Source organism: Paenisporosarcina sp. P5_A11 (assembly GCF_056400705.1).
This window is the reverse complement of sequence record NZ_JBFUKT010000006.1, coordinates 1-12,198: the sequence shown is the minus strand read 5'-3', so window position 1 is coordinate 12,198 and position 12,198 is coordinate 1. Positions and strand designations below refer to the sequence as shown.

General features: G+C 37.2%; 15 protein-coding genes. 1 reads left to right on the top strand and 14 read right to left on the bottom strand.

All coding sequences use genetic code 11. The features are described from left to right. Positions 1 to 114: 114 nt before the first annotated feature. From AC1DOS_RS02955 to metG, 7 genes are all read right to left on the bottom strand, one after another. A complete protein-coding gene (locus AC1DOS_RS02955) occupies positions 115 to 303 on the bottom strand; it encodes a small, acid-soluble spore protein, alpha/beta type (RefSeq protein ID WP_108587506.1) in 189 nt (62 codons plus the stop codon). Between the two features lie 119 nt (positions 304 to 422). Beyond that, positions 423 to 686, bottom strand: a complete 264-nt coding sequence (veg, locus tag AC1DOS_RS02950; protein WP_016429962.1) for a biofilm formation stimulator Veg — start codon at positions 684 to 686, stop codon at positions 423 to 425. Positions 687 to 833: 147 nt separating this feature from the next. Continuing rightward, entirely contained in the window at positions 834 to 1,727 is an 894-nt protein-coding gene (gene rsmA, locus AC1DOS_RS02945; protein ID WP_477536337.1) for a 16S rRNA (adenine(1518)-N(6)/adenine(1519)-N(6))-dimethyltransferase RsmA, read from the bottom strand. Then, positions 1,720 to 2,286: a ribonuclease M5 gene (rnmV, locus tag AC1DOS_RS02940; RefSeq protein WP_108587504.1), complete on the bottom strand. Its 567-nt coding sequence runs from the start codon at positions 2,284 to 2,286 to the stop codon at positions 1,720 to 1,722. Before rnmV ends, rsmA begins: the two co-directional genes overlap by 8 nt. A gap of 383 nt (positions 2,287 to 2,669) precedes the next feature. Beyond that, entirely contained in the window at positions 2,670 to 3,893 is a 1,224-nt protein-coding gene (locus AC1DOS_RS02935; protein WP_477536336.1) for a ubiquitin-like domain-containing protein, read from the bottom strand. A gap of 127 nt (positions 3,894 to 4,020) precedes the next feature. Next, positions 4,021 to 4,791 (bottom strand): TatD family hydrolase, encoded by a 771-nt coding sequence (locus AC1DOS_RS02930; RefSeq protein ID WP_108587501.1) that lies wholly within the window; start codon positions 4,789 to 4,791, stop codon positions 4,021 to 4,023. Between the two features lie 240 nt (positions 4,792 to 5,031). Then, positions 5,032 to 6,990 carry a methionine--tRNA ligase gene (gene metG, locus AC1DOS_RS02925; protein ID WP_477536335.1) on the bottom strand — a complete coding sequence of 653 codons (1,959 nt, stop codon included), beginning with the start codon at positions 6,988 to 6,990 and terminating at the stop codon, positions 5,032 to 5,034. 338 nt (positions 6,991 to 7,328) lie between these two features. Here metG and AC1DOS_RS02920 point away from each other — a divergent pair, with 338 nt between their 5' ends. Then, the gene (locus AC1DOS_RS02920; RefSeq protein WP_024536327.1) at positions 7,329 to 7,607 is read left to right on the top strand and encodes an AbrB/MazE/SpoVT family DNA-binding domain-containing protein; all 279 of its coding nucleotides are present in this window, start codon (positions 7,329 to 7,331) and stop codon (positions 7,605 to 7,607) included. 40 nt (positions 7,608 to 7,647) lie between these two features. On the opposite strand, the gene rsmI is transcribed toward AC1DOS_RS02920, so the two are convergent. The 7 genes from rsmI to AC1DOS_RS02885 all read right to left on the bottom strand — a co-directional run. Next, complete coding sequence (gene rsmI, locus AC1DOS_RS02915; protein ID WP_108587499.1) at positions 7,648 to 8,529, bottom strand: 16S rRNA (cytidine(1402)-2'-O)-methyltransferase; 882 nt, start codon at positions 8,527 to 8,529, stop codon at positions 7,648 to 7,650. Then, positions 8,529 to 8,801 (bottom strand): GIY-YIG nuclease family protein, encoded by a 273-nt coding sequence (locus AC1DOS_RS02910; RefSeq protein WP_477536334.1) that lies wholly within the window; start codon positions 8,799 to 8,801, stop codon positions 8,529 to 8,531. Before AC1DOS_RS02910 ends, rsmI begins: the two co-directional genes overlap by 1 nt. Further along, a complete protein-coding gene (locus tag AC1DOS_RS02905) occupies positions 8,788 to 9,534 on the bottom strand; it encodes a tRNA1(Val) (adenine(37)-N6)-methyltransferase (RefSeq protein WP_108587497.1) in 747 nt (248 codons plus the stop codon). Before AC1DOS_RS02905 ends, AC1DOS_RS02910 begins: the two co-directional genes overlap by 14 nt. Positions 9,535 to 9,683: 149 nt before the next feature. Then, positions 9,684 to 10,049 carry a DNA replication initiation control protein YabA gene (gene yabA, locus AC1DOS_RS02900; RefSeq protein ID WP_108587496.1) on the bottom strand — a complete coding sequence of 122 codons (366 nt, stop codon included), beginning with the start codon at positions 10,047 to 10,049 and terminating at the stop codon, positions 9,684 to 9,686. Positions 10,050 to 10,074: 25 nt separating this feature from the next. Next, positions 10,075 to 10,890: a PSP1 domain-containing protein gene (locus tag AC1DOS_RS02895; RefSeq protein WP_108587495.1), complete on the bottom strand. Its 816-nt coding sequence runs from the start codon at positions 10,888 to 10,890 to the stop codon at positions 10,075 to 10,077. After that, entirely contained in the window at positions 10,883 to 11,887 is a 1,005-nt protein-coding gene (holB, locus tag AC1DOS_RS02890; RefSeq protein ID WP_108587494.1) for a DNA polymerase III subunit delta', read from the bottom strand. The genes AC1DOS_RS02895 and holB overlap by 8 nt, the downstream gene beginning before the upstream one ends. Positions 11,888 to 11,985: 98 nt before the next feature. Then, a partial coding sequence (locus AC1DOS_RS02885; RefSeq protein WP_477536333.1) for a cyclic-di-AMP receptor occupies positions 11,986 to 12,198 on the bottom strand: 213 nt, incomplete at its 5' end.

Sequence of the window (12,198 nt, the reverse complement as noted above, 5' to 3'; positions counted from 1 at the left end):
GCTTAGGATGATGAAAAGGGAGAAGAAATGAACGCAATAAAAGGCGGATTTCTCCGCCTTGTCAGCTCCATATGAATTTTCACTTGCGATTGCATGTCGCAGAGAAGATCGTTACTACTTCTTGTAGTGATTTTGCCCGTTCATTAACCCGGTTTGTGCCATTTCAACCGCTCGTTTTACCATATTACCTGCATCACGAGATGTTATGCCTCCCCAACCGTCACGCTCAACGACTTCGTAAAATCCAAGCTCTTTCGCAATTTCCTCTTTAAGATGATTTGACATTACACGATTACGTGCCATGTTTTTCCTCCTCATGAAGGCTGACAAAAGTAGTATGTACTAAAAACAAAAAAACACTCAAGGATAATAAAATCCTTGAGTGTTTTAATAAAATAGAATAAGTTCACTAATACGTAAGATTATTTGACGACTACAAGTTCTTGCATTCCGTCAACAATTGTAATTTCTACTGCTTCAGTTAAAATGTCTGTGTAGCTGTAAGACACACGCTCAAAAGCGTTCTCGTCCTGATCAAGATCCACTACGAACACTGCATGATACGTTTCACGTAAAACGCCAGCTCGTTCAATCGTTTTCTTGCGACCACCGTTTGCTTTCAATTGCAAACGTTTACCCAAATGACAATCTAAAGACTTTTTAATATCTGCTAAAGTTTTTGGCATTTCGCTTACACCTCACTTAAATATAAGCATACCATATACGAAAATATTTGTCAACCGAAATAAACATTTTAACAATGAAGCAAACCACTTGTCAATCAATTTTTTAAAACTAATTTGTCTTTTTTATAATTTAATGTAATAAATTCGTTACAAATCAGCTGTTTCTTTGAAATTCGGAAGCAATAAATTCGATAAATTCCCAAACTCTTGAATCGATAAAGTTTCGCCTCGACGAGTTGGATCGATATTTGCTTCAGCAAGGGCAGCTAAAATTAATTCTTTCTTCTCTTTTCCATGCGGCAGTTGTGATTGCAAATTATTTATGATTGTCTTTCTGCGTTGAGCAAAAGAAGAACGAGAAACGAAGAATAGAAAATCTTCATCCAAAACGGAAACAGGAGCCGTCTCATAACGAGTTAATTTGATTACTGCAGAATCAACGTTTGGTTGAGGAATAAACACTGACTTAGGGACCGTCATGGCAATTTCTGCCTTCATATAATATTGAATGGCAATGGACAATGAACCATAAGCTTTCGTACTTGGTTTTGCCGTGATACGATCTGCAACTTCTTTCTGCATCATGACAATCATTCCGCGGATTGGAAGTTTCTCCATTAATAATTTAATCAAAATAGGAGTAGTTACATAATAAGGTAAGTTAGCAACCACCATAACATCCTTGTAATCAGCCAATTTCTCTTTCATCATCTCTGATACATTGACCTTTAATATGTCTGAATGGATGATTTCTACGTTGTCATATGGAGAAAGTGTATCTTCTAAAACAGGTAGAAGACGTTGATCTATTTCAAAAGCAACCACATGACCTGCTTTTCGAGCTAAATGCTCCGTTAATGCACCAATACCTGGCCCAATCTCAATAGCTGCCGATTCGTTAGTCAAATCTGCATGGCTTACGATGTTATGAAGAACATTCGGATCAATTAAAAAATTTTGACCTAAACTCTTTTTAAATGAAAATCCGTATTTTTTTAAAATTTCTTGTGTGCGTTTGGGAGTTGCAATATCTTTACTCATGTAAGTCCTCCTGGTCCAGTTGTGCTAAGGCTTTTTCAAATTGCTCAATTCCAATTTGGAACATTGATAATCTTTTTTGAAGTTGCTTGCCATTAGTATAGCCAATTTGTAATAATTCACCGAGTCGATTACGACGGATTTTAGCGTCAGGATGACCAATCAATTGTGATTTCATCAATATGTGAAGTGGTATTTCTTCAGTCTGATTCAGTGTATTTCTAGGTGTATAGACATTTTGTAAGGCTTGTCTTATATCTTCATCCGCAGCATGCTCAATACCTAAACCTTTGCCGTTTTTAGCAATGGTTTTTTCTTTTGATAAAAATGCGTGCTTCACACCTTGTACTTGTTCCTCAATAATGGCACGAATCCGTCGTCCAGGGTAGTCAGGATCCGTAAATACGATAACGCCTCTTTTGTTCTGAGCATGTTGGATACGACGGATAGTTTCTGCTGATATCGCAGATCCATTTGTTTCTATAGTATCTGCTCGAACAGCACGTTTAATAGCTGTCGTATCATCTTTTCCTTCCACCACAATAACTTCTTCAATAAACACGATTCATGCCTCTTTTCCAATGGGTCTTTAACTATTCTACTTGCGCCATGTCTTTATGTATACACAGAAATGCGTAACAGGCCATGAAAGCCCGACACCGGCGCTGGAAGGATGAAAGGCGACATTCGCCTTTCTGACCCCATGCTGGCGCCCGCGGGCTGGGCTGTGAAGCTTGACACGAAAAGCGGAGAAGCCCAATCTAGCTCGACTCCTACGGTGGAAGCAAGGTCTCCTTTGCGACGAGTAACCGCAGGAGCAAGGTCTTCATGACCCACTTCGTGTGGGCCCAAGCGAAGAAGTTATAACATCCTGTGTCGCAGCTTAACTATTTTCTTATGTAGACAAAAAGCCTTCCCTAAACATAAGGGAAAGCTTAATTTATATTAGTTCAAGATTTTAATTTTAACCTGTTTGCGTCCGAACCCATAAGCTTTATCAGTCGATGCCATAAACAAGTCGATTTTCTTTCCTTTAATAGCTCCACCTGTATCACCTGCAATCGCGTATCCGTAGCCTTCTACCCAAACCTTAGAACCTAAGGGGATTACACTCGGATCTACCGCAATTACTTTTAATGATGGATTTGCTTTCAGATTAATACCCGTGGCAGTAATACCTGAACATCCATTACAGTTCGCCGTATATGCAGTAGCAGATACATAAAACTCTTTTCCACCTGATGGAGCATCTGTTGACGATTTAGACTTTGTTGTACCACGTGAAACACTAGCTGTAACCACTTTCGTTCCCACCGCAATGACTTTCTTAGTAGGAGAACTCACTACTTTTTCGTTCTTCAAAACACGGGAAATAGCTTTACCGTTCTCAGAAGTAATTTCAAAGATACTTTTAGTCAAACCTTTTTTGCCTTCTTGTACAACTTTTTCTTTACCTTTTAGTAAACCTTTATCTTTACGTGTTTCCACAGCGAAATTTGTTTTTGCTTCCACTACATCGGTGACTTTTTCTACGCGAACGACTTGTATAACATCATTTGGATTCACTACATCTTCCATTTTGTGTTCTACACGATCAAATTTATTCATTTTGATCTCTTGTTGTTTTAAAAAGTCAGCGACCGTAGTCGAAGTGGACCAAATTTTCTTTTCATTAATACCATCTATCAGCGTTACTTGGAACGCTTTTTCGATTGCAATGTTAGAATCAGATCCGACCTTTGCATTAAGCTCAGGTGATAACTTATCGTGCTCAGAAACTTTTATTTTTGCTTCTTTTAAAACTTCACTTACTTGATCAGATGTCGTGTCGATGGTTTGTTGCTTCCCATCAACTGTAATCGTAATTTTTTTCGCCTGTTCCCACTCGACTGAAATACCATTTTTTATCGACGTGTTCACTGAGGGTAATACTAAATCAGCATCGGAAACTTGAACGTTTTGTTCAATTAATAAATCTCCGACTGTATCTGCATGGGTATGAATTTCTTGTTTTTTACCATTAACCGTCAATGCGACAGTATTTTTCGTTCCAACGAAAAGAACGGCTGATATAACTGAAATGAACAAGATAACTGCAATGACAGCAATTCCTGTTTGTTTCGTCCTCAATGATTGGGTAAACAGGTTTTTCATGAAATTATTTGACATAAAAAACGCCTCCTTATCATTCGTGTGATTATATAGATTTCAAAAATGCTGTCAACCATTCGGAATTAGTCTAAATATTCTGGTCGACAGACGATTCCTTTCCAAGTATTGGATTGTTATCCATAATTCATACTGGGATTTTGTAAAATTTTAAAGCATTTTCAGTAGTTACTTTTGCTACTTGTTCAATAGAAATATTCTTCAATCGAGCAATTTCTTCCGCTACTAATACTACTAAAGCTGGCTCATTGCGTTTCCCTCTTAAGGGATGTGGTGCTAAATATGGTGCATCTGTTTCGATCATTAAGTATTCTAATGGAATTTCAGTGGCCACTTCTTTAGGCTTTTTGGCATTTTTAAATGTCACGGGACCTCCGAGTGAAATCATGAAGTTTAAGTCTATGCAAAGTTTTGCGGTTTCAACACTACCTCCATAACAATGCATGACACCACCGGTTTTTTCGGCATGCTCCTCTTGCAAGATTCGCACGACATCTTCTGTTGCATCTCGATTGTGAATGACAATGGGTAGATCAACTTTTTGTGCTAAACGAATTTGTTTTCTAAATAAATCTTGTTGCACATCACGAGGAGATTTATCCCAGTGATAATCCAGTCCAGTTTCACCAATTGCTACAACCTTCGGATGCGCAGCTAACTCTTCAATCCAAAGTAAATCTTCATCTGTGCAATCAATAGCATCAACAGGATGCCATCCTACAACCGCATAAATAAAATCATATTGTTCAGCTAATGAAATGGCCCTTTTTATCGTTTTACGATCAAATCCGACTACTACCATATGCTTTACTTTTGCTTCTAGAGCTCTATTTATTACTTCTTCTAAATCTTCATCATATTGATCTGCATTTAAGTGAACATGTGTATCTATATACATAATAATCCGCCTCACGTAATCTCTATTTTAGATTTTAATCAGTGTAATGACATCACAGCATTGTAACATTTTGATGACAAAGCCATGTTTTTTATACATTAGTCAGTTTATTCCCCTAGAATAATCAAGTTATTTCAAATAACTTTACTCCATTTCATACAAGCGATCTAAAGAAAAACGTTTAATTCTTTATTAAATAAGCCTGCTTAGCGTAGGCTAAACAGGCTTATTATAAAATACTTATTTTACTTTTGCTCCATTTTCAAGCTTTTCATCAACTGTTGCAAGAGTTAAGTACCCATCTTTTTCTCCAGCAAGAATCATCCCTTGAGATAATTCTCCTCGAAGTTTTACAGGTTTTAGGTTAGCCACTACAATGACTTTTTGACCTACCAGTTCGTCAGGTTTGTAACTTTTAGCAATACCAGAGACTACTTGACGTTGCTCATATCCTAGATCTACTTGAAGTTTCAACAATTTATCTGCTTTTGGCATAGCTTCGCAAGCTGTAACGGTTGCTACACGTAAATCTACATTTAAAAATTGATCAATCGTAATTTCTGGCACTTCAGTTGTTTTTTCTTTTACTATTTCGGGCTCTTCTTTTTTTACGGATCCACGCATTTGTTCTTGAATGTAACTGATTTCAGATTCCACTTCTAGTCTTGGGAAAATCGGAATTCCTTTTTCAATTACTTTCGTTCCAGTAGCAATACTTGAAGTATTTTCTAACGACTCCCACGTCAATGCATCTGCAGATAAACCAAGTTGTTCTGCAATTTGTTTCGGCGAATTTGTCATAAACGGTTGTAAGTAAACGGCAATTTGACGAAGACTTTCAGCCAAGTTCCACATAACTGAACCGAGCTTTGGCTTGTCAGATTGTTCTTTTGCTAGAACCCAAGGTTGTGTTTCGTCAATATATTTATTAGTGCGTGAAACGAGAGACCACAAATCACTTAACACGATACTAAACTGCATTTTTTCCATATTTGTTTCATACTTATCTTTAACTTCTTTTGCATGAGCGTGTAATACCGCATCAAATTCAGTTGGTTCATTATGTTCTGTTGGAATAACACCATCAAAATACTTATTCATCATTGAAACAGTACGATTTAATAAATTTCCTAAATCATTTGCTAAGTCAAAATTCGTGCGTTCCACAAATGCTTCTGGTGAAAAGACTCCATCTGCTCCAAATGGCAGCTCACGTAGTAAGAAATAACGTGTAGCATCTAGACCATAACGATCTACAAGAAGTTCAGGTGTGACAACATTACCTTTAGACTTCGACATTTTACCGTCTTTCATCATAATAAAGCCGTGTGCAAACACTTTCTTCGGTAATGGCAAGTTCAAGGCCATTAAGAAAATAGGCCAGTAAATCGTATGGAAGCGCACAATGTCTTTACCTACTACATGTACATCTGCTGGCCAATACTTATTAAATAACGATTCGTCATCAGATTTATATCCAAGTGCTGTAATGTAATTCGATAATGCATCTACCCACACGTAAATAACGTGTTTTGCGTCCCCTGGTACTCGAATTCCCCAATCAAATGAGGTACGAGAAACAGACAAATCTTCTAACCCAGGTTTGATGAAGTTATTAATCATTTCATTTTTTCTAGATTCAGGTTCTATGAATTCTAAGTGTTCATCATAATATTTCACCAATCGGTCCGCATACTTTTTCATATTGAAGAAATACGATTCTTCCTTAACTTTATTTACTGGACGTCCACAGTCTGGACAGTTCCCATCTTCTAATTGGTTCTCTGTGAAATATGATTCACAAGGTGTACAATACCACCCTTCGTATTCTCCTTTATAAATATCACCATTATCTAAAAACAGTTGGAAAATCTTTTCAACACCTTCTTTATGACGTTGTTCAGTAGTTTGAATAAAATCATCATATGAAATGTCCATTAATTCCCAAACTTTTTTGGAAGCTTCAGCAATTTCATCCACATAAGACTGCGGATCTTTTCCCGCTTCTTGAGCTTTTTCTTGAATCTTTTGACCATGCTCATCCATTCCCGTTAAGAAATGAACATCAAATCCACGTAAGCGCTTGTAACGGGCCATAGCATCTGAAGCTACAGTTGTATAAGCTGTTCCAATATGGAATTTTCCACTTGGGTAATAAATAGGAGTCGTAATATAAAATGTGTTATTTTCGTTGTTCACGTAGATTCGCCCTTTCGTTCCTGTAAAGTAGTAATTCTATTCTATCCGAGTCCTTCTTTTGTTTCAACGATAGAAGATTGACGAAAAATGTCGAATGAAGTTCTTGTTAATTTATACCCATTTATTTTCAATTTTTGCCATTCATTAGACATAATTTGAATTTATAATCAAAAACGTTCAAAAATATCTATTAAATATCATATTTTTAACAAATATTACTTTGAATTGGAAAGAATAATTATTGACGTATATGGCAGTACTTGGTATGATAAATAACAGACAAGCAATAAATGTCGAAATTTGACGAATTAGCTTTATAATTCGAGAGGAGTGTTTTTATGAAATCTACAGGTATTGTACGTAAAGTTGATGAATTAGGTCGCGTTGTTATTCCAATAGAGCTTCGTCGTACTTTAGGAATTGCAGAAAAAGATGCATTAGAAATCTATGTTGATGAAGATAAAATCATCTTGAAAAAATACTTACCAAACATGACTTGTGCTGTTACTGGTGAAGTATCAGATGACAACTTCCGTTTAGTAGGCGGAAAATTAATCCTAAGCCCAGAAGGCGCAGATTTGTTAGTAAAAGAAATTCAATCAAACCAAAATAAATAACTTCAAAATCCGGAGCGACTATTTGTCACTCCGGATTTTTTTATTCTTGAATATGATATTCTTGATAAACATCTCTCTTTGGTAAATCGCGTTCAACAGCTACCACTTTTATAGCCTCTTTTGACGTCAGTGATTGTTTTTCAATTACTTGATTAACATGATCAGTAATAGATAAATTCATCCACCATTTTTCACTATCTATTGGGTTTTCTTCAGTAGATCCTGCAAATACTAAGACAAATTCGCCTCGAATTTCTTCATTTTCCACCCAAATAACTGCTTCATCCAATGTACATCTGACAAATTCCTCAAACTTTTTCGTCACTTCTCGTGCTAACACTACTTGTCTAGAGGATCCCAGTATTTGTTGTGCATCACGTAATGTATCCTTTAGACGATGAGGTGCTTCGTAAAAAATCATGGTTTCTTTATGATATTGAATGGCTTCGAGCGCAGCTTTTCGGTCCTTCTTTTGTCTCGGCAAGAAGCCGTGAAAAGTAAATGACAACGTTGATAGACCTGATGAAATCAATGCACTCAATGCAGCATTTGCACCGGGAACTGGTACTACAGATAAATTTTCTGCTACAGCTTTAGCTACAATATCCGCTCCTGGATCTGAAATACAAGGCAAACCGGCATCACTAACAAGAGCAATGTTCTTTCCTGCCCGAAGTAGCTCAAGAAGTTTATCGCCGCCGTACTCTAGATTATGTTCATGGTAACTAATGAGCGGTGTATCAATTTCAAAGTAGTTACACAGCTTTTTCGTATTTCGCGTGTCTTCTGCGGCTATGTAATCGGCTTCTTTCATCATGCGAATTGCACGGATTGTCATATCCTCTAAATTACCAATTGGCGTGGCGACTAGATACAAAATCCCGGTTGTTGATTGTCCTGAAAAACTTTTTTGGGTCTTCATCATTGTTCACCTCTCAGTCCATTTGCTATATACTCTGTTTTTTTAATCTTTGTTAACTGTTTAAATGCATATTCTGCTTTCATCGCAAGTTGTTTCGTTTCATGAACTTCTTGATAAATACAAAAAACCGGGCGTTTAGCTCTTGTATACTTCGCCCCTTTGCCACTATTATGAACACTCACTCGCTTGTCCAAATCATTAGTGTAGCCAGCATAATAAGAACCATCTACACATTCCAAAACATAAAATGTATGATCATTAGTTCTTTCCATATAACATCTCTCGCACTTCTTCTGTGTATTCCCCGTGTTCATCATATACATATAATGGAGGAAGAATCTTTAAATCAGGTTTCCCATCTTTAATTCCTTCTATTAACAACGTATTCGCTTCTTTCCCTTCCTTTGGGTACACGAAGCGAATGCGTTTTGGCTCCAGTCGATTTGCTCTCATCGCCGTTACGATATCTAACAACCGTCCCGGACGATGCACAAATGCCGCTTTTCCACCTTGCTTCAGCAACTGACTCGCTGACTGTACTGCTTCATCTAAAGTTAAATGGAGTTCATGCCTAGCGATAGCTAAATGTTCTTTTAAGTTTTTATTACTTGCCTCATGCGCAGGAAAATAAGGAGGATTGCACGTCACCACATCATATTTTTCAAACCCGAGTTGTTTTGGAATTGTCCTAACGTCACCCTCGAGAATAGTAATTTGTTCGTGTAATTTATTGTAATCCACACTTCGTATAGCCATATCAGCTAACCGTTGTTGTAATTCGACACCAATTATTTTCGCCTGAGTTCTGGCACTTAAAAATAACGGGATGACCCCATTTCCTGTACATAAATCCACGATAGCCCCTTGTTTTATAGGAACGTATGTAAACTTAGCAAGCAATACTGCATCGAGAGAAAAAGAAAAAACCGAAGGACTTTGAATGATACGAAGCTCTTCTGCAAGCAAGTAATCCAATCGCTCATCGTCTTGTAAGTGTAAGTCCATTTGTTATACCCTCCGACATTAGAAAAACACAGCTTGCACCCATAATGGTGTAAGCTGATGACTTTCCCTATACTGATATCCAAATTTATCTTTCTATCATCACAATAAAAGACTGACATCCACTTACGTACAGTGGAATCAGTCTTTCATCACCCGTTTTGTTTATTTAAAAAGGCAAGGCAAAATAAGCAATCTTCAGCTTTGCGTGAGCTTCCAAAATGTACATGACAAACATGGAAACCTTCTTGATATAGTCGCGCTAAATTATCATAACCCTCACCAATATCAAGACGGCTTAATTTTTTCGCATTCAGTTCGGACTGTTTTAAAACTTCTTCTTCGGCTGCATGAATTTCATCTAACCGTTGACGAAGAAGAAAATTCTCTTGTTGCAAAGACTGATGTTCCTCCATCATAAAAGCTACGAATTCTTTAAGTGCATGGAACTGTCCTTGCAATGATTCTAGTTGCTGTTCAAATTCCATAACTGTATCCAAAAAATTACGATCTTTCACATAAATCACCTCATTGTTCAGTCCATTACACTTGGGTTTCTGCAAATTGTTGAATTTCTTCTAATGTATAATCAAGCACACGTTGTTGTTCAGCTAACTCCACTTGCATGACGCGTTCTAACAAATTTATTCCTACTACTTTACCTTTACCTTCAGGTGTTAATATACGTGCACCCATATCAGGCATTAACTCTTTTGCTGTTTCATACTCATCATTTTCGTATTTAAGACAGCACATTAATCGTCCACATAAACCTGAGATTTTCGAAGGATTTAGAGACAAATTTTGGTCTTTCGCCATTTTAATTGAAACTGGTTCAAAATCGCCTAAAAATGTAGAACAACACAACATACGTCCACAAGGTCCAATTCCGCCAAGCATTTTCGCTTCATCTCTTACACCAATCTGACGAAGCTCAATTCGTGTTCTAAAGACAGAAGCTAAATCTTTTACTAAATCGCGGAAATCTACTCGCCCTTCAGCTGTAAAATAAAAGATGATTTTATTTCGGTCAAACGTATATTCCACATCCACCAGCTTCATTTCTAAGGTATGTTCAACAATTTTTTCTGTTCCAAGCTCAAATGCATGCTGCGATTCTAGTTGATTTTCTTTCACTTGATGACGATCACGTTCATCAGCGGGACGTACGACTTGCTTGAGTGGTAAAACTACATCGTGTTCCTCAACTTGTTTAATAGCTACTACAACCTTGCCATACTCTATTCCTCGTGCTGTCTCTACAATAACATACTGATCTTTTTCCAAAGGAAAATCAGTTGGATCAAAATAATATATTTTACCCGCTTTTTTAAAGCGGACACCTACCACATTATACAAACGAATATCCCCCCTGCAAATTCAGCATTAACTGCTCCATTAACAGCGTCCGATTCATATTACGATGCAATTGTTGCTTCGATTTTAATATTGCCTCGATTTTATTTGACAAGTGCTCAAAAGAAATATGAAGAGCGCGTTGTTGATAAAAGGGCAAGAAATCCGGATACGTATATGTTGCATTACTATTAGCCTTAACTGCCACTAAATCGCGGTATGCGAATAAAAGTAAATCCAATGCTTGTTCTGTTTCTTCTTTTTCTTTTAATAGCGGTAACCAATCCTCATGTACCGATAGCATTGCTTCATGGACATTAGTTTCGACTGCCTCTATTAATTTTAACACTGTTTTTCGAACCTGTGCAAATTGCTCATCTTTTGCCAAGCGTAATGACTCTTCCAAGTCATTAGTTATCATCGAAACGGTTGCAGCCATAGATGCTGTAAGACCTTCATCTAGCAGTATTTTTACTCGTTCATCATAAGGAATTGATGGAAAAGAAATAATTTGACTACGCGATCGAATAGTTGGTAAAATCGCGTGTGCTTTTTCCGTTAATAATATAGCAGTGACCAATCCTTCGGGTTCTTCTAAAAACTTCAATAAAGTATTTGCAGCAGAAGCATTTAATCTATCTGCCCGATGTAGTACATATATTTTACGACCCGCTTCTAGGGCCGTTTTATTCATCTCAAAAATCAGTTGTAACATTTGATCTTTTTTAATATCTTGACCGTCTGGTTCAATTTGAATAAAGTTCGGATGATTCCCAGACTCAAATCTCCTACATCCACGACATGTTTCACATGAAACATTTTGAATCGGTTTTTCACATAATAGTAATTTAACGAAAGATCTCATCACTGCAACTTTTCCAGTGCCTTTTGCTCCTTCAAATAGATATGCGTGAGCAACTCGGTTTTTTTGAAAAACCGTTTGTAGTTGCTTCATAACAACAGGTTGTAACTTTCTAACATCCTTTAGGTTTGCATTCATCTCGGTGCTCACCCCTTCTTTCAAAAAAAACCGTGCTCCGGATATCCGGAAGACACGGGATTTTCGTGTATGGCTAAAATTATTTCAAAATAAATCTGTTAGAAATGATGGAACTGTTCGATCGGAAGCACGAATACCGTTGCGCCACCAACTTCAACTTCAACTGGATAAGGAATATATGAATCGGCATTTCCTCCCATCGGAGATACAGGAGCTACCATTTGCTCACGAGAACGACAATTATCACGAATTAAATCAAGTGCATTAGACACTAAATCATCCTCTGTACCTATTAAGAACGTTGTGTTTCC